Annotated in this window: 16 protein-coding genes; 9 read left to right on the top strand and 7 right to left on the bottom strand. The window is 61.9% G+C overall.

Going from position 1 to position 17,931, the window contains the following annotated elements:
* Positions 1-53: 53 nt before the first annotated feature.
* The 3 genes from JWV26_RS11525 to JWV26_RS11515 form a co-directional block, all read right to left on the bottom strand.
* The gene (locus JWV26_RS11525; protein WP_003288360.1) at positions 54-2,333 is read right to left on the bottom strand and encodes an AAA family ATPase; all 2,280 of its coding nucleotides are present in this window, start codon (positions 2,331-2,333) and stop codon (positions 54-56) included.
* Between the two features lie 594 nt (positions 2,334-2,927).
* Complete coding sequence (locus tag JWV26_RS11520) at positions 2,928-3,419, bottom strand: RES family NAD+ phosphorylase (protein ID WP_017676524.1); 492 nt, start codon at positions 3,417-3,419, stop codon at positions 2,928-2,930.
* Complete coding sequence (locus JWV26_RS11515) at positions 3,416-3,886, bottom strand: antitoxin Xre/MbcA/ParS toxin-binding domain-containing protein (protein WP_003288362.1); 471 nt, start codon at positions 3,884-3,886, stop codon at positions 3,416-3,418. Before JWV26_RS11515 ends, JWV26_RS11520 begins: the two co-directional genes overlap by 4 nt.
* Positions 3,887-4,223: 337 nt before the next feature.
* Here JWV26_RS11515 and JWV26_RS11510 point away from each other — a divergent pair, with 337 nt between their 5' ends.
* Positions 4,224-4,469 (top strand): hypothetical protein, encoded by a 246-nt coding sequence (locus tag JWV26_RS11510; RefSeq protein ID WP_017676523.1) that lies wholly within the window; start codon positions 4,224-4,226, stop codon positions 4,467-4,469.
* A gap of 411 nt (positions 4,470-4,880) precedes the next feature.
* Positions 4,881-5,072, top strand: a complete 192-nt coding sequence (locus JWV26_RS11505; protein ID WP_139183718.1) for a hypothetical protein — start codon at positions 4,881-4,883, stop codon at positions 5,070-5,072.
* A gap of 15 nt (positions 5,073-5,087) precedes the next feature.
* Here the strand turns inward: JWV26_RS11505 and JWV26_RS11500 are convergent, their stop codons facing one another.
* Complete coding sequence (locus JWV26_RS11500; RefSeq protein WP_206419100.1) at positions 5,088-6,512, bottom strand: HD domain-containing phosphohydrolase; 1,425 nt, start codon at positions 6,510-6,512, stop codon at positions 5,088-5,090.
* A gap of 101 nt (positions 6,513-6,613) precedes the next feature.
* Between JWV26_RS11500 and JWV26_RS11495 the strand changes: the two genes are divergently transcribed.
* Positions 6,614-7,387 carry an alpha/beta fold hydrolase gene (locus JWV26_RS11495; RefSeq protein ID WP_206419099.1) on the top strand — a complete coding sequence of 258 codons (774 nt, stop codon included), beginning with the start codon at positions 6,614-6,616 and terminating at the stop codon, positions 7,385-7,387.
* 69 nt (positions 7,388-7,456) lie between these two features.
* Here JWV26_RS11495 and JWV26_RS11490 read toward each other — a convergent pair whose 3' ends face one another.
* Both JWV26_RS11490 and araD1 read right to left on the bottom strand, forming a co-directional pair.
* Positions 7,457-9,040 (bottom strand): aldehyde dehydrogenase (NADP(+)), encoded by a 1,584-nt coding sequence (locus JWV26_RS11490; RefSeq protein WP_206419098.1) that lies wholly within the window; start codon positions 9,038-9,040, stop codon positions 7,457-7,459.
* Between the two features lie 209 nt (positions 9,041-9,249).
* Positions 9,250-10,251, bottom strand: coding sequence for an AraD1 family protein (gene araD1 / locus JWV26_RS11485; protein WP_206419097.1), 1,002 nt, complete (start codon positions 10,249-10,251; stop codon positions 9,250-9,252).
* Positions 10,252-10,387: 136 nt separating this feature from the next.
* On the opposite strand from araD1, the gene JWV26_RS11480 reads away from it, so the two are divergent.
* On the top strand, positions 10,388-11,323 hold the full coding sequence (locus JWV26_RS11480) for a LysR family transcriptional regulator (protein ID WP_206419096.1): 936 nt from the start codon (positions 10,388-10,390) through the stop codon (positions 11,321-11,323).
* Positions 11,324-11,331: 8 nt separating this feature from the next.
* Here JWV26_RS11480 and JWV26_RS11475 read toward each other — a convergent pair whose 3' ends face one another.
* A complete protein-coding gene (locus JWV26_RS11475) occupies positions 11,332-12,513 on the bottom strand; it encodes a fumarylacetoacetate hydrolase family protein (protein ID WP_206419095.1) in 1,182 nt (393 codons plus the stop codon).
* A 168-nt stretch (positions 12,514-12,681) separates the two neighbouring features.
* Between JWV26_RS11475 and JWV26_RS11470 the strand changes: the two genes are divergently transcribed.
* The 5 genes from JWV26_RS11470 (at position 12,682) to JWV26_RS11450 (ending at position 17,872) form a co-directional block, all read left to right on the top strand.
* Complete coding sequence (locus tag JWV26_RS11470; RefSeq protein WP_206419094.1) at positions 12,682-13,620, top strand: LysR family transcriptional regulator; 939 nt, start codon at positions 12,682-12,684, stop codon at positions 13,618-13,620.
* Positions 13,621-13,776: 156 nt separating this feature from the next.
* Positions 13,777-14,763, top strand: coding sequence for a tripartite tricarboxylate transporter substrate binding protein (locus JWV26_RS11465; protein ID WP_206419093.1), 987 nt, complete (start codon positions 13,777-13,779; stop codon positions 14,761-14,763).
* A gap of 70 nt (positions 14,764-14,833) precedes the next feature.
* Positions 14,834-15,283 (top strand): tripartite tricarboxylate transporter TctB family protein, encoded by a 450-nt coding sequence (locus tag JWV26_RS11460; RefSeq protein WP_206419092.1) that lies wholly within the window; start codon positions 14,834-14,836, stop codon positions 15,281-15,283.
* A 10-nt stretch (positions 15,284-15,293) separates the two neighbouring features.
* Positions 15,294-16,829 carry a tripartite tricarboxylate transporter permease gene (locus JWV26_RS11455; RefSeq protein WP_206419091.1) on the top strand — a complete coding sequence of 512 codons (1,536 nt, stop codon included), beginning with the start codon at positions 15,294-15,296 and terminating at the stop codon, positions 16,827-16,829.
* Entirely contained in the window at positions 16,826-17,872 is a 1,047-nt protein-coding gene (locus JWV26_RS11450) for an Ldh family oxidoreductase (protein ID WP_206419090.1), read from the top strand. The genes JWV26_RS11455 and JWV26_RS11450 overlap by 4 nt, the downstream gene beginning before the upstream one ends.
* Positions 17,873-17,931 lie beyond the last annotated feature (59 nt).

Raw genomic sequence — 17,931 nt, 5'->3', positions numbered from 1 at the left:
GCTGAGTAGGCTTCTCTGCTACGCAGTATGAATGTATCCAAGCCTCATATTGTTCAGGCATGGACGGCCCCCTGTGCATCGGCCTGCTGTTCCTGAGTTTTGGCCGCGATCTCAGAATCGTCTGAGTATGCTTCTCGCATCATCATCTTGTAGTGAGCCAAATGCCCGGATTTGACGAAGATCGCCTTGAAGATATTCAGGTAGCTTTCCACCATTGCATCGTCGACAGCGACATACAGGTCATCGTGTGCGAAGTGGGAACCATCGTTGACCCATGAAAAAAGCGATCGGCATATGACCTTCTCACGCCCCTCGAACAGGTTGCAGATGTCGTCGGTATCGGTCCCACCGAGGATCTTGAAGTAGTTTTCAAGAATGCGTCTGAGGGTGTTCTGGATTGAAAGGTTGGATCGGTCGGCCCGTCGTACCTCCGCCCACAGCATTTCGTATGAGGTGACTATCGGGTTGCTTGTGTGGGCCTCTACTCTTGAAGAGTGGTGGGATTTTCGGACGACCCAGAAGGTTTCCTCGCTGCGCATCGCGTTTCTATCAGTGCGCCGGGCGTTGAAGCTCACTTCCTTGTGGAAGTAGACGTTATGGGTCAGTACGAAAACCTGTTTGATGTGACCGGTTCCTTGGCGCACCTCATCGAACAGCGCCTTGATCAGGCTGCTAACGATGAAGAGGATGTCGCTATCCAGACTCGACACAGGATCGTCGAAGACCACTATACGGTCAGTCGTCACGCCGCTTTCCGAATCGCTGCCTTTGAGCAGATGGTAAAAATAGAGGAAGGTGACGAAGGTACGTTCGCCTTCGCTCAAGGTTTCCTTCGCATCCATACCATCCGGTCGCCGCAGCACATAGGCGGTACCGCTATCTGCCTTGGCTAGGGAGAAACCATGAAAACCGAACGAGGCTAGCAAGGTATTTATTGCATCGATGGTCGGCTGGATGCTGGTGGTCGCACGCTCCAGCTCAGCTATTTCTTTCTCCACCTGACGCCGGTCTGCTTCCGCCGCTTCGATCTTTCCGTTCAAGGCAGTGATCGCGCCCACCAACCCTCGCTTCTTCGTCGAGTAATCCTGCAATGCGGGCGCCAGCTCGATGGCGACGATGTGTTTCCACACCTGGCTTGCCAATTGCTGCTTTTCTTTGCCCAGATTAGCTACCGTAGCGTTGTGTGACTCGATCTGCTCGTTGGCAAGCGCCAGTGCCTGGGAGATCGCGCCCAGAGCGTCAGCCAGAGGTTCCAGTGCAATGAGCTGGCTTGGCTCGCGTTGCTTATCGGCAAGATGCTGACGATTGAGGGCAATCCGAGAAGCCAGCAGCGCCACTTCTGTCTTCAGTGTTTCCGCATCGAGGAATCGGGAAGGCGCATTAAGGATCTCGGACAATTGCGCCAAAAGGTGATCGGCCGCCGCGGCATAGGTCTTAGCCAGTTCATCAATGGCACGACTGTCATCCAGAAACGTTTCGTCGAAATAGGCCTCCAGACTGGCCGCGAACGAGGCTTCTGTGGCTTGCTGGCAGAAAGGGCAGACTCCTGTCGCCTCATCGAAGTAAGCCCGGCCCTGCCGCACCCAATCGCTGTTGCCCAGCGCCTTGATCATTGCCGCGATATCGACATCTTCCCGGCCCAGAACGCGCTTGCTCAGGATCGGATTCGATTCGTGGGACAACAGCGCATCGAACGAAGGCAATACGACGCGGGGCTCCAACATAGGTGAGGGGCCAAAAATGGTCTTGGCTTTCTCCTGGAGATCGGCCAACGAAACCAATGCTGCAGAATTCCCAGCATGCTCCTGCAGCACACGGACCTTGAAGTTCTCGGCATTGTTGCGTACGCCCTGGAATGCCAAAGCGAATGCACTATCGTGCTTTTTTTTCTGGGCCCAGCATGTCTCCTGAAACCAAGCCTCGAGATCGGCGAGTTCTTTGCGTTTTCCTCCCAGACCATCCAGCCCTTCTAGAGTCTCCCTCAGACTGCTGATGCGTCCACTACAGCTACCGGACTCCTGTTTGAGTGCCGCGATCTTGGCAACATTCTCGACGTTCTTTTCACCGAGGGTGAAGATGCCTTTGAGCTCTGCGGAAGGGCCGAAATTACGTGCAACGAAGTCGCGGTTGTAGACCATAGCCTGAAGGGGCACGCCGCTCTTCCAGCCAACATGGCAACTCGGATAACGAGTGGGGTTATCGATCACCCTGGAAATTGTGGTTTTGCCACACCCATTGGCACCGTAGATAAAGTTGAACTTCGTCAGCCCATCAAGCGCTTGTACCTCTTGTCCATACGAAGCCACCCCCACTATCCGTATTGACTCAATCATTCGCCTCTCTCCCTAGGCAATCGGTGCCAATCTCTGGCCGGCTATTCGTTATATAGCTTGCAATGTCATTCGAATAGAGTGAGTGAAAGACTAGACCAGTCGAGGTCTAGTGATCTATTCCGGAGGCGCACGCTGGATATGGGCGATTTGGCGGAGAGTTCTGTCGTCACGAGGGTGTATTTGGCTAGTTCGGCGGAGGTGCCCCAGTGAGCGCTTGTGGCGGGTCAGTGGTTTTTGCAGGACTGCCACCGACATTTGCGGTAGACGAGTGCAGCCACGGTGGCTACGGAGCGAAGTCTCGATGACCTATCAATGAACTGCCGGTGGATTAGCTGAATGCGGCATAGGGATATTAAATTCCCCCGGTGGTATTGCGGGATTTTCAGCTCAATAGGGGCGGTGTTAGCTAATAGGCCTGGGGCGAGTTCAATTGTCAGAAGCTGCGGCTAGAGATGAGTTGTAAATCAGGGGGACAGGTAGGGCCTTTTGTTCTGGCCGGTACACGTCCTGGTACTACGGCTACGTGAAGAGCTGTCACGCAATCTAAAGGCGTTCACCTGAAAGACACTGCTGGCTCAGCCAGCGCAAAGCGGCTCAGACCTTAACGAGGCGCGTATCCAGGCCGAAGCGTTCTTGGCTGATCATTCGATACCTGCCCTCGGCCAGCTCGCGACTGACAAGCAAGTTCCAAGAGTGGCGAGTGACGGCGGATGGGATCAGTACGAACGGATGCTCGGCCAGCAGGGCGTCTGCAAATTTCTGCTGGTTAGGTGAAGCGGATGCACTCGTCAGCCAGATAGGATTGGGAACATCTTCAGGCTGTACGACCTTGATAAGGCTTTGATCGAGCACCTCGAAGCATGTGAGCACATGCGCAACCGTATCCAACGCATCGAAGCCGACATGCGCCGCCACCTCCAAGATGGCGGTTGAGGGATCTGCCGATGCGTATACAACGTTTCGCCCCGGAACGTTCCAGCGGCCACCCAGCTTGTGGGCACCAATGCCACTGTCCCAGGTGTCCTTGTAGAGCTCACGGTCGAGGCGCCATGCGTACCATGAGCCAGACCAGGGTAATGGGTTCACTGATAGACCCCGTACTCAATGCGCTCCAGATAGTCCTCGACTGCCTGAAACCCCACTGGGTTGTCGATAACGTCCAGCGGCACGTCACCGTCCAGATACTTGCAAGGGCGCCCTAGCCATTCTTCGGCCAGCTTTTGGGTGCCGAATACATTGATCGCGTGCTCCAGCACCTTCGCGTACTGGAAGGCCACGGCGCTCTGTTGGGAGTTGAGGTGTGCTGGTTGCTTGCTGCCCTGGCGCTGAATCGTCCTGATGGACTTGCCCACAATGCGACTCATGATCTTCTTCGTCGAATACAGATCAGAAATCGCAAGCATGTCTTGCACGTCTTTCAGGTTGAAGCCCTTGACCGTGAGCCTGTAGACCATGACCGGACTGAGCTGGTCAGAGTCACTTTGGAAAAGGTATTCCGTTGGCCTACGGGCGGCGGGTGCTGCCTTGCGGGTGCGAGTGTCGGCGGAAACCATAACGTATTCCTCCAGATGCGACATATGGCATTATTGTAGCGTCATTTGGCGCGTCATGCGGCAGGTAAGCGCCTCTGGTATCGCTCTGTTCGTGGTCTGAATCGATTGTGCGCATTCCTGACGCCCCATTCCGGGTGCTCGTTCCCGACTTGCGCAGTTGAGCTGCTCGGGTGAGTTTTCGTCCACCGACAGCAATGGCTGGGATAGACGCGTTCGTTACCTTTCTCGAGCCTGCTCGCTCTTTGCTATGCTGCCGGTCTACGCCGCGGGATTTAGTTGGCAGCAGCCTGCCGCCTCCCCTTGCGGACACCTCATCCAACCGTCTTTTGGAGTCGCGATGAAACATCATGTAGTGATCGAAGACTGGGAAGGCGATGGTGCCATTCGCCTGCCCCACGACGTTCTGCAGGAAATGGGAGTCGATGTTGGAAGCACGCTCTACCTGCTCGAGGAGTATGTAGGCACCACCCGTTGCCTGGTACTCAGTAAGACTCCACGCATTCCTGATCGCGTTGATGAACTGGTTGGCCACTGGGAGTCCTTCGGCAAGATCGCAAGCGACTTGGGCTCCAAGGATGGATGAGCTGCTTCCAGCTCCCGAGGATTACTCCGCCGCATGGCGGCTGACCTCAACAAGTTCCAGCGGCAGGACGAAGCCCGGCGAGCTAGTGGTCAAAAACCGAGAATCCAGATTTCGTGTTTTGTGCCTTAGGTAACCGCCCTTAGGTAGCGTCAAGAGCCATAAACTGTAGACAACGACACAGGGTAAAGCCTCGATTTCACGGCACTTAGAGACGTTCAAGAGCATTACTAGTCAACCAAGATTCCTGTACCGTATTGGCCTCCGAAGAGGGGTCGTGGGTTCGAATCCCGCCGGATGCGCCATTTTAGAAGCCCGCCAATGTGCGGGCTTCTGCGTTTCTGCGCTTCCCTCAGCCTTACCTCGGGTGTTATTACCGCCTAGGATGAGCGCCAGGCAATGGGGGGAATACGCATGGATATTCTGCTACTGATCGCCGCCGGATTCGTGGTGATCTTCATCTATTCGTGGCGACGCTCAAGGCCCAGACAACCTCCGGGCAAAAGGAAGCGCAGCGGCCTGACCGGACAGGACTCCGGCTCAGGTTTCAGTGACGGGGGCTTCGACTACAGTGGAGGCGGCGATGGCGGCGGTGGAGGTGATTGATCCACCGGCCTCGCCTCAGATCACCCCCAAGGTCAGCGCCTTCAAGGTTGCCGCCGCGCGCGTCGAACACTGCAGCTTGCGGAACACGCTCTCGACGTGGGTGCGCACCGTGCTCGGGCTGATGCCCAGGTCGCGCGCCACTTCCTTGTTGCTGGCTCCGCTGCTGATGCGCTGCAGAATCTGCGTCTCGCGTTCGCTGAGCAGGCCGTTGCCGGGTTTGCTGACCAGTGGAGCCTGCTCGCCATGCGCGGCGCTGATCACCGCCTGGCAGGCGCGTGGGTCGAAGCGCCCCTGCTCGGCTTCATCCAGCAATACGCGGGCGGCCTGCTCATCGCTGAAGGCAGCGCGCCAGGGGCGTTCGCCACGCAGCGCCAGCCAGGCCAGCGCGGCGCTCAGCAGACGGTGTTCGGCCTGCAGGGCGTCGCCACTCAATGAGCGGAAATAGCCGCTGCCATCCAGTCGTTCGTAGGCATGCGCAGCCAGTTGTCCGGCTTCGTTCAGGCCACCGATCTGACTGCAGGCGCGCTGCGTCCAGTAGGGCACCAGACGCACCGCTTCGAGATCACCGTCGAGCAGCGGGCCGGGCGTGCTCCAGATGCGATTGGGCACGGCCGCCCGGCCCAGGCCATGGATCAGCGCGGCCTTGGCCAGCATGTTGAGGCGATCTTCGGGCAAGCCACATAGCCGACCGGCGTCGCGCACCAGGCTCGCGGCCTGGCGTGAATAGCCGGCCAGCCAGGGCAGTTTGAGGTCGATCACGTCACCCACCAGGGTCAGGGAAACCTCCGACCCGCCGACAGGCTGCGCGCCCTCGGGGGTGCGCAGCGCTTGCAGCCAATCCGCTGCATGGCGGCTGAGCAGGTCGACGAGAGCAGCGGGATAACGACGATCACCCTGCGCGCCGATCCACTCCAGCGCCGCGTCCAGGCCGTGGGCCCGCGAGAGGATTTCCAGATCGCCGGCCAACACGACCTGATACACCACCGGCGGGACATCGGGGTGGCGTAGGCCCAGCGGGCGGCCGCTACCGTCGAAGCACTCGAAGATATGGCGCAGACCTCGCTCGACTTCCACGCCCAGCGCCAGGGTGCGGGCGATATCGCCGGCGATCTCGCAATGCACTTGGGCCAGCGGCGTGGTACGCAGCATGGCACGTTGGCCGGCGGCATCCAGGGTTTGCGCCAGCATGGCGCGGCGGCCGCCGACGTCGTCACCGAGCAGACGCATGAAGCCGTCGGCGTTGGCGGTACAGCCGGACCAGCGCAACAGCGCCACCTGCCGGGCTGCATCGATTTGCGCCTGATCACCGCCACCGGCCTGTACCAGCCATTGCGCCAGGCGCGCGGTACGCCGCGACTGATCGATGGGCTGGCCCATGCTCAGATCGCCGACCATGGCCAGTGCCAGCATGACGTCTTCCAGCGCGACGGCGTCATTCACCTTGCAGCTCTCCTTTATTTGCAGGCCTCGGATAAACGACCGATACCGGGACACCGGCGCATTATCGACACTGAACTCCCCCAAGCACAGGAGATTCAATCATGTTCAATACCAAGCCGCTGATCCTCGCCCTCGCCATCGCCAGCCCCTTCTTCGCAGTCAATGTCCAGGCCGCCGACGCCAAGCCTTCGGTAGTTATCGTTCACGGCGCCTTCGCCGACGGTTCCGACTGGGCCAAGGTCGTGCCGCTGCTGCAGGAAAAAGGCATCAAGGTCACCGTGGTGCAGAACCCGCTGACCTCACTGGTCGACGACGTAGCCGCCACCCAGCGCGTGCTGAACAACCAGGAAGGCGACGTGGTACTGGTCGGCCACTCCTGGGGCGGCACGGTGATCAGCCAGGCCGGTAGCGACGACAAGGTGCGCAGCCTGGTCTATGTCGCGGCTTTCGCGCCGAATGCGGGCCAATCCACCGGCGAGCTGTACGGCGGCTATCCCACCGCGCCGGGCTCGAGCCAGATCGCGGCCGACAAGAACGGCTTCCTCTACCTGACGCCACAGGGCATGGCCGCCGACTTCGCGCAGGATCTGCCTGCCAAGCAGACGGCGATCATGACCGCCACGCAGGGCCCGATCCGCGCGGCGGCGTTCGATGACCGCACCAGCGTCGCGGCCTGGAAGCAGAAGCCGTCCTGGTACCTCGTCGCCAGCGACGACCGCATGATCGTGCCGGAAATGCAGCGCGACTTCGCCAAGAAGATCGGCGCGCAGACCACCGAGGTCGCCGCCAGCCACGTGCCGCAGCAGTCTCGCCCGAGCGATGTGGCCAAGGTGATCATCCAGGCGGTGGAGAAAACCCAGGCCGCTGCCAAATAAGGACGCAGCCGCCTGAATGAAAAATGCCGCACCCTAACGGGTGCGGCATTTTTCGTTGCAGCGTGCCGATCAGCTCAGCGCGTCACGACTGTGCACGCCGTCGACCAGACGCTGGATACCCAGCGGGTTAGCGTTCTGCAGCGCCTCCGGCAGGACCTCGTCCGGGTAGTTCTGGTAGCAGACCGGACGCAGGAAGCGGTGGATCGCCAGGGTGCCGACCGAAGTACCGCGAGCGTCGGAAGTCGCCGGGTACGGGCCGCCATGGACCATGGAGTCGCAGACTTCCACACCGGTCGGGTAACCGTTGAGCAGTATGCGGCCGGCTTTGACTTCCAGCAGCGGCAGCAAGTCGCGGAAGGTGGCGAGGTCTTCACGCTCGGCGATCAGGGTCGCGGTCAGCTGGCCGTGCATGCTCTGCAGGGCACGGGTCAGCTCGGTGCTGTCGGCGACTTCGACGACGATGGTGGTCGGGCCGAAGACTTCTTCCTGCAACAGGTGGTCGCCTTCGAGCAGCATGCTCACGTCGGCCTTGAACAACTGCGGTTGCGCCTGGTTGCCGGCCTGCTCGTTGCCCGCCAGATGGCTGACTTTTGCATGGCCTTTGAGCTGCGCAACGCCGCTGGTGTAGCTGCGCAAGGTGCCGGCGTTGAGCATGGTCTGTGCCGGTTGTGCGCCGATGGCGTCGGCCAGGCCGGCGACGAAGTCGCTGAACTCGGCGCTGCGAATGCCGATGACCAGGCCCGGGTTGGTGCAGAACTGACCGCAGCCCAGTACCACGGAGCCAGCCAGCTCCTTGGCCACAGTGGCACCACGCGCTTTCAGGGCGCCCGGCAGGACGATCACCGGGTTGACGCTGGACATCTCGGCGAACACCGGGATCGGCTGCGGACGGGCAGCGGCCATGTCGCACAGGGCACGACCGCCTTTCAGCGAACCGGTGAAGCCGACGGCCTGGATGGCCGGGTGCTTGACCAGAATCTCGCCGACGCCGCCACCGAAGATCATGTTGAACACGCCCTTGGGCATGCCGGTTTTCTCGGCGGCGCGGATGATCGCATCGGCCACGCACTCGGCAGTGGCCATGTGGCCGCTGTGCGCCTTGAACACCACCGGGCAACCGGCGGCCAGGGCCGAGGCGGTATCGCCACCCGCGGTGGAGAAAGCCAGCGGGAAGTTGCTGGCGCCGAATACGGCAACCGGGCCGACGCCGATCTGGTACTGGCGCAGATCCGGACGCGGCAGCGGCTGGCGATCCGGCAGGGCGCGGTCGATGCGCGCACCGTAGAAGTCACCACGACGCAGCACCTTGGCGAACAGGCGCATCTGGCCACTTGTACGACCACGTTCGCCCTGAATGCGGGCAGCGGGCAGTGCGGTTTCACGGGTGACCAGGGCGACGAAGTCGTCACCAAGGGCATCGATTTCGTCGGCGATGGCCTCGAGGAACTCGGCACGGCGCACGGCCGACAGGTTGCGGTAGGTCGGATAAGCGGCAGCGGCAGCCTGGGCGGCAGCGTCGACTTCTTCCGGCGTGGCCTGGATAAAGGTGTACGGCAGCGCTTCACCGCTGCTGGCGTCGAGGCTCTTGTGGAGGGCGGTGCCGGCGGCGCGGCGCTCACCGCCGATGTAATTGTGGCCAGTCAGACTCAGCATGGCGTTCTCCTGTCAGGAGGGACGGCAATGCCGCCCCGGACAATGAATGAGGCCTCGACCTTCTGAGTCGAGGAGTGACAACTCTACTGCAGTTGTCGGACATATGATAAGTGATAACTTCGGCATTCGTCCCCTTGTGAGGGCGCAATCCGTCAACCCGCCAGGCGGATTTTCGACCCGACAGCAACGCCGCCGGGCCTGATAGCGGCTTAAAGCTGGCGTACACCACCGACCTTCACCGCTGGCGCATGCACGCTGATCCCGTTGCGCAGCGGCTCGCCCAGCGCATCCAGGCTGACTTCGAAGGTATCCCCAGGTTGCGCCTTGATGCCGTCGGCGAACGACAGGGTCGCGGTGCCGAAGAAGTGCACGTGCACATCGCCCGGACGCAGGAACTGGCGATACTTGAAGTGGTGGTACTCGAGGTTCTCCAGGCTGTGGCACATGTTGTCCTCGCCAGAGAGGAACTCCTTCTCCCACAACACCTGGTCGCCACGCCGGATACGGCTGATGCCGGACAGGTGGCGCGGCAGCTCACCGATCAGCATCTCCGGACCGAAGGAGCAGAAACGCAGCTTCGAGTGGGCCAGGTACAGGTAGTTCTTGCGCTCGACCACATGGTCGGAGAACTCGTTGCCCAGCGCGAAGCCGATGCGATACGGCTGGCCATCGTCGCCAATCACGTAGAGGCCGGTCAGCTCCGGCTCCTCACCGAAGTCCTCGGCGAAGTCGGGTACCGGGAAGTCCTCACCGGGGCGAACCACGATGCTGCCGTCCCCCTTGTAGAACCACTCCGGCTGTGCGCCTTCGTTGCCTGCAGCCGGGCGGCCGCCGGCCATGCCCCACTGGAACATTTGCATGGTGTCGGTGAGCTTGCCTTCGGCCTGCTGCGCTTCCACCTGCTGGTGCATCTTGTCGCGCGTGGAGGCGCTACCCAGATGGGTCAGACCGGTACCGGAGATCAGGCAGTGAGCCGGATCGCTGTGATCCAGCGGAGCCAGCAGACGCTTCCGTTCGATCAGCTCGGCGTAGACCGGGCCATGTTCGACGCCCAGACGCTCGATCTCGGCGATCAGGCCGTGACCGTTACGGATCGCCTGCAGCGCCAGCTCACGGGTGCTGCTGACGCCCTTGACCACGCTGATGCGTGCATCACCGACGACGCCGACCTGGCGCTGGCCCTGTTCGTTCTCAAACTGAATCAACCGCATCGCAGTGCTCCTGTTGTTCTTGTCCGGTTGTTCTTGCGCCGACGCTGCGGCGTTGCTTGGCCAGCACTTTAAAAATTGCCCGCAGTGCTGCCTAATGAAAGCTTCTGATTAGGTGATAACTTTTCGTCATCCCCCTATGTTGCAGCCACTCAACTACATCGTTTCGCGCCTGCGTATTCGCCAGTTGCGCCTGCTGATCGCCCTTGACGAGCTGGGCACCCTGCACCGTGCAGCCGAGCGCATCGCCATCAGCCAGCCGGGTGCGACCAAGGCGCTGCACGAGATCGAAACCACCTTCGGCACGCCCCTGTTCATACGCACGGCCCAGGGCCTGCAGGCCAATGACATGGGCCGCTGCGTGATCCGCTACGCGCGCCTGATCCACAACGACCTGGCACACCTGCACGACGAGATGCAGGGCATCCTCCAGGGCCATGGTGGTCACCTGGCAGTGGGCACCATCGCCGGCTCGGTGCCGCTGGTCCTGCGCGCCCTCACCCGCCTGCGCCAGGCGCAGCCGGATATTTCCGTGCAGATCGTCGAAGACATCAGCCCGCGCTTGCTCAAGCTGCTCGACGAAGGCCGCCTGGACCTGGCCATCGCCCGAACCAGCGGCAGCCAGCACCCGGATGACTATGAATGCCTGAGCCTGCACGCCGAACGCCTGGCGCTGGTGGCCGCGCCGCAGCACCCGCAGCAGGCAAACCCGGCACTGAACCTGACCGACCTGAGCGGCTACAGCTGGGTGGTCTACCCCACCGGCACGCCGATGCGCACGGTGCTGGAGCGCGAGTTCGGCGAGGCCGGCCTGGAGTTCCCACGTTACCCGCTGGAGACCTCCTCGACCTTCACCATGCTCAGCCTGCTCCAGGAAGACCCGCAGCTGGTAGCGGTAATGCCCCACTCCATCGCCTGCTCAAGCGAGGGATTCGGCCTGTTGCGCCGCCTGCCCTTGGAGCTGCAGGCGCGCAACGAGCCGTGTTCGATCATCCATCGCCGCGGCAGCAGTCTGTCGCCGCTGGCGAGCCTGCTGTTGGAGCACCTGCGTAACGAACAGCAGGCACTGACCTAGGAGCGCGATCAGGCCCGCTGACGGCGGGCCAGGTTGTCGATGAAGGCCAACAGGCCGAACGTCCAGGGCGCCAGTGCACTGCTGTGCTGCACGCGGTTGTGCAGCGCGCCGAGCTGGCGACTGCTGATGCTGACGTGATCGCCCAACTTGTGGGTGAAGCCGTTGCCAGGCTGGTCGCGATCCTCGGTCGGGGCGAATAGCGTACCCAAGTACAGCAGGAAGCCATCCGGATACTGGTGGTTGGCGTTAAGTGTCTGACCAACGATATCCAGCGGGTCGCGACTGATCTGATTCATGCTGCTGCGGCCCTTGAGCACGAAGCCCTCATCGCCGTCAACGCGCAGATCGACTTCGGCGTTGCGCACGTCGTCGATGCTGAAACTCTGGTCGAACAGGCGAATGAATGGGCCGATGGCGCAGGAGCCGTTGTTGTCCTTGGCCTTGCTCAGCAGCAGCGCACTGCGGCCCTCGAAATCGCGCAGATTGACGTCGTTGCCGAGGGTCGCGCCGAGCACCTGGCCACGACTATTGACTATCAGCACCACCTCGGGCTCGGGGTTGTTCCAGGCCGAGCCGGGATGAATGCCGATATCCATACCGGTGCCGACGGCCGCCAGCACCGGCGCCTTGGTGAAGACCTCGGCATCCGGGCCGATGCCCACCTCCAGATATTGCGACCACAGTCCCTGTTCCTGCAGCAGTGCCTTCAGGCGCATGGCATTTTCCGAACCCGGGACGACACTGCGCAGGTTGTCACCAATCACCGCGCGCACCTGGCCGCGGATTTCTTCCGCACGCTGCGGATCGCCGCCGGCGCGCTCTTCGATCACGCGCTCGAGCATACTGGCCGCGAAAGTAACGCCTGCCGCTTTGATCACCTGTAGATCCGCTGGCGCCAGCAGGCTTGGCAGGGCGGCACTACGCTCGCTGCCGCTGTTGGCCAGCAGCTCGGCGACACTGCACAGGCGCTGGGCTCGGCTGTCATGCACGCGCACGGCCAGGTCTTCCAGCTCGCACAGGCCGGCCAGGGTGGGCGACAGCGGACTGAGGTCGAACACGCCATCTTCATGCAGCAGCACGGGAACAGGCCCAGCCAGGTCGCCTGGCAGCCAGATGCGCGCGATCAGGGTGCCGGCAAGGCCATCTTCGGGAAGCGTATTTTCGGGGGTGAGGATCAGGGGGCGGGCCATGGGCGGACTCTTGAATTGTTGTTGGAAGGCGACCGCACAGCACCCCAAATGGATGCCTGGCCGCTGCTGTGCGACCATAGCCAAGCGTTCGTGCACTCGACCAATGACGAATCGTCAACGCCCGATACACACTGGTTATCGCACCGCCTCACAGGGAGTTCCGTAGTCGTGAGCCTGAACAAGCTGCCAACCCTGCATAACTGGCTGCGCCTTCGCCATCTGCAGTTGATAGAAACCCTCGCCGACACCGGCAACATGCACGCGACGGCGCAGCAGATGGGGTTGAGTCAGCCAGCAGTGAGCAAGATGCTGCGCGAGATCGAGCAGATGTTCGACTTCGCCCTGTTCGACCGCCAGCCGCGCGAGTTGGTGGCCACCGAGCTGGGTCTGACCGTGATCGCCTATGCCCGCCGTACGCTCAACGACTGCCAGCACTTCGCCCAGGAACTCGATACCCTGCGCCAGGGCGGCTATGGCCATCTGCGCGTCGGCGCGATCTTCGCCGCCACCGCCCAGGTCGTACCGAAGACCCTGCTGCAACTCAAACGCCAGCGCCCGCTGCTGACCATCGAGCTGGTCGAGCACACCAGTGATTACCTGCTGCAGATGCTCCTGCACAAGCAGCTGGATCTGGCCATCGGCCGCTTCACCGAACCGCGCCAGCAGGAGCATTTCAGCTATCAGGAAGTGGCCAGCGAACCCTTCCTGCTCTGCGCCGACCCGGCTCACCCGCTGGCCCGCGAAGCAACGCCCAGCGCCCGCGACCTGGAACAATGGCCCTGGGTGGTATACCCGCCCAATACGCCATTGCGACGGATGATCGAGCAGTCCTTCACCGACGCTGGCATCCAGTTCCCGGTCAACCGAGTGGAAACCGCTTCGGTACAGTCGACCCTGCACCTGCTGCATCACAGCCAGGCGCTGGCACTTCTGCCGGAAGCCATTGTTCTGCAGCAGGTCGCGCTGGGGCAGTTGGTTCTGCTGCAACCGCCACTACAGACCCCATCACTCGGCTATGGCCTGCTGCAACGCAAGGACGAGCCGCTGTCCGCCAACGCCAGGGAATTCTACGAGGCACTGCAAAGCGTGCTCGACAATCCCAGATAACCCCTCGTTATGGGTTGATTACTAAGCCTCATTAGACAGCCCCGTTTGTCAGACAATAGTGTGCAGGCCATGCCCAACCCTCTGACACGGGCTATCGCGACCGAACGACTGCAGTCACGGCGCGATCACTGACAATAATTTCAATAGGTGACATCCATGCTTTCCAACCAGGTTGGCGCCACGCGCCGCACCCTCAAATCCCTCCTGCTCTCCACCCTGCTGATCTCTCCCATGGCCATGGCGGCTTACCCAGACAAGCCTATCCAGTTGATCGTGCCCTGGGCTGCCGGTGGTGGTAGCGATGCGGCGGCACGCGGTATCGCTGCGGCGCTGGAGAAGGAACTGGGCGTCACCATCAACGTGGTCAACCGTGCGGGCGGCAACGGTGTCGTCGGTCACAGCGTGATGGCCACCGCCAAACCAGACGGCTACACGCTGGGCTTCATCACCGGCGAGCTGAACATGATGCACTGGCAGGGGCTGACCAAGCTGACCTACAAGGACTACACCCCGATAGCCATGACCAACTATGACTATCCTGGCGTGCAGGTCGCGGCAGATGCGCCGTACAACAGCGTCGGCGAACTGCTGGAAACCATTCGCAACGAACCCAAGGGCACCATCAAGGCATCGGGCACCGGCTTGGGCGGCATCTGGCACGTGGCCTTCGCCGGCCTGCTACTGGAGCAGGGTATCGACCCGCAGAAGATCACCTTCGTGCCGAGCCAGGGTGCAGCGCCGGCCATGGTCGAACTGGCGGCCGGCAGCATCCAGTTGGTGCCGACCTCGGTACCCGAAGCCCGCTCGATGATCGACGCCGGCAAGGCCAAGGGTCTGGCCATTCTCTCGCCCGAACGCAACCCGGCCTTCCCGGATATCCCGACTCTCAAGGAAAGTCTGGGCAGCGACTACTCCCTGGGCGAATGGCGCGGTATCGCCGGGCCCAAGAACCTGTCGCCGGAAATCGCCGCCACCCTCGAAGCGGCACTGGAAAAAGCCTACAAGTCCGACATGTATCAGGATTACATGCACAAACTGGGCTTCGGTGCGGAGTGGCGCAACACCGCCGACTTCAATGCCTTCCTCGAGGAAAACAACACCTACATGGGCGGCATCATCGAAAAGATCGGCATGAAAAAATAAGCCCGACTGTCGATATGGCACTCCTGCGGGGGTGCCGTTTGCCTTTACTCGGTTGTATGAGAGCGCCCCCATGAAAGACCTTCTGTTCGGTCTGATCTTCATCGCCCTGGGCCTGGCCGTATGGCTGATGGCCCGCGAGTTTCCGGTCGTGCCCGGCATGAAATACGGCGCCGACTTTTTCCCCACGCTGATCGCCATCGGCATGGCCGGTGGCGGTGCCTTGCTCAGCTTCAACGCATTGCGCCAGCTGCGTACGGAAGGGGCTGGAAAGACGGCCGGTTTCGGCCTGCCATCACTGGCTGTGCTACTGCCTTGCGCATTGGTCGTGGCATACATCCACCTCAGCGAAGTCATCGGCGCCGCTCCGATGATGCTGTTGATCATGCTGACGCTGCTGATCCAGCGTGGCGTACGCCTGATGCCATCTCTGGTCATCAGCTTCGTGGCCACAGCGGTCATCAGTCTCTCCTTCGGTCACCTGCTCAAAGTTCCCTTGCCCGTCGGGCCCCTAGGTTTCTGAGGAGCCACCCATGAACGAGTTACTCGACGGCATTCTGCTCGTCTTCAATTTCCAGACGCTGCTGGTGATCCTGCTGGCCGCGCTGTTCGGCGTTTTCGTCGGCGCCATTCCGGGCCTGTCGGCCACCATGGCCGTTGCGCTGCTGGTCCCGATCACCTTCGCCATGGAGCCGACCGCGGCCATTGCGGCAATCATCACCACCGCTGCCATGGCCATCTTCGCCGGCGACATTCCCGGCACCTACCTGAACATTCCAGGCACACCTGCTTCCGCTGCCTACGTTGCTGACTCGGCCGCTCTTGGTCGCGCTGGGCGTGCGCGTGAGGCGCTGGGCCTGAACGTCACTTGCTCGGTAATCGGCGGTCTGACCGGCACCTTGGTGCTGGTGATGATCGCCCCGTCGCTGGCCGAGTTCGCCCTGAATTTCAGCTCGTTCGAGTATTTCTGGCTGGCCGTACTCGGCCTGGGTAGCGCGGTGTTCATCTCCACTGGCTCGGCGATCAAAGGCTTCCTGTCGCTGATGGTCGGCCTGCTGCTGGCCACGGTCGGCCTGGACATGGTCACCGGCGCGCCGCGCTTCACCTTCGATGTGCCCGACTTGATGGGAGGCATCAACTTCATCCCTGTGATGATTGGTTTCTTCGCCATGTACGAGGTGATGAAGCTCTATTCCATCCCCCACGACAAGACCAACGGGCAGGATGCGACGCAAACCATCGCGCCCCAGCACGGCAGCGTCTTCGGCATGGTGCCGACGCACCTCAAGCGCTACTGGAAGAACGTGATCCGCGGTAGCAGCCTGGGCGCCTTCATCGGTGCACTGCCTGGTGCCGGCGCCGATATCGCTGCATGGATCTGCTACGCCGTCAGCAAGAAGCGCTCGAAAACCCCGGAGGCCTACGGCAAGGGCCATGTCGAAGGTCTGGTCGACGCAGGCTCGGCGAACAACGCTGCGGTAGCCGGTGCCTGGGTACCGGCGCTAGTGTTCGGCATCCCGGGTGACTCCATCACCGCCATCGTCATTGGCGTGCTGTACATGAAGGGCATGAACCCAGGGCCGACCATCTTCATGGACAACAGCGCCATGGCCTACGGTCTGTTCACCGCCTTCTTCGTCGCCAATCTCATCCTGATCCCCATCGGCTACCTGGCTATTCGCAGCGCACACATCTTTGCCGTAACACCGACACGTGTGCTGATGCCGATCATCCTGTGCTTCTGCATCGTCGGTGCCTTCGCCATCAACAACAGCCTGACCGACATTTGGATCATGCTGGTCTGCGGCATCGTCGCCTACGTCATCGCCACCGCCGACTTCCCCATCGCCCCTGCGATTCTCGGCCTGGTGCTGGGCAACATTCTGGAAACCAACTTCATGACCTCGATGATCAAGGCCGACGGCAATCTGCTGGCCTTCGTCGAGCGCCCGATCAGCATCGGCCTGGCCCTGCTGGTAATGCTGGTGGCCCTGTTCCCGGTACTCGCCAAGTACTGGCGCATGCGCTACCCGCGCGCCCTGACCAAGCCCAAGGAAGCACTCGAATGAGCCGTATCGCCCCTGCAGAACTCGAACAATTCATCGAACAGCTGTTTCTCGACGCTGAGGTCAGCGCGGACGTGGCAGGTGTCGTCAGCCGCGTACTGGTCGAGGGCGATCTGCTCGGCCATCACACCCATGGCGTGAAGCTCGCGCAGGGCTATCTCAAGGATCTGCGCGCCGGCCACGCCAAAGGCAATGCCGAGAGTCTGCGAATCATCCGCCAGACACCGGCGGCGCGGCTCTATGACGCCGACTACCTGCTTGGCCCCTACTGCGTGGAGCAGGCGCTGGACTTCACTACCCAAGCAGCACGCACCTTCGGCATCGGCGTGGCGACCATCCGCCGCTCGCACCATATCGCCTGCCTGGCGGCCTACCTGCAGCGCTACACCGAGCAGAACCTGATCCCGCTGGTACTCACTTCCGACCCGGCCGTGGCCTCGGTGGCACCGCATGGCGGCCTCGACCCGGTGTACACGCCCAATCCGCTGGGCATCGGCATTCCCACCGGCGAGAAGCCAATTCTCATCGACGTCAGCATGTCGACCATTACCAACGGCCTGGTGAGCAAGACCCATCAGGCTGGCGGGCAGCTCGAGCACGCTGCGCTGATCGGCCCGGATGGCCAGCCGACCCGCGATACGGCGGCGTACTTCGGCACGCCGCCGGGCGCGATCCTGCCGCTGGGCAGCCTGGAGTTCGGCCACAAGGGCTTCGCCCTCGGCACCATGGTCGAGGCCCTGACCGCCGGCCTGGGCGGCTTCGGCCGCAAGGACGGCGTCAAGCAATGGGGCGCCGCAGTGACCGTGCTGACCTTCGACCCGGCATTCTTCGGCGGCGTCGATGAGTTCAAGGCAGAGATGGATCACTTCGTCGGTGCCTGCCTGGACAGCCGGCCGCGCGAACCCAAGCGCCCGGTGCGCATGCCCGGTCATGCCGGCATCGACCGCCGCGCCAGGGCCTTCGAACAGGGGCTGGAGCTGCCGGAGGATGTGCTGGCGGCGTTGCGTGGGGCAGCCAGCGAAGCCGGTTGCGAATACCCCTTCTGATAGCGCGCAGCGTACTCGGATAGGCTCAGCGACACGTGGCAGCAACCGGGACGCAGAGG

The sequence above is a fragment of the Ectopseudomonas toyotomiensis genome (assembly GCF_017167985.1).
GTDB lineage: Bacteria > Pseudomonadota > Gammaproteobacteria > Pseudomonadales > Pseudomonadaceae > Aquipseudomonas > Aquipseudomonas toyotomiensis.
The sequence above is the reverse complement of the archived record's forward strand: the minus strand, read 5'-3'. Positions and strand labels throughout refer to the sequence as shown.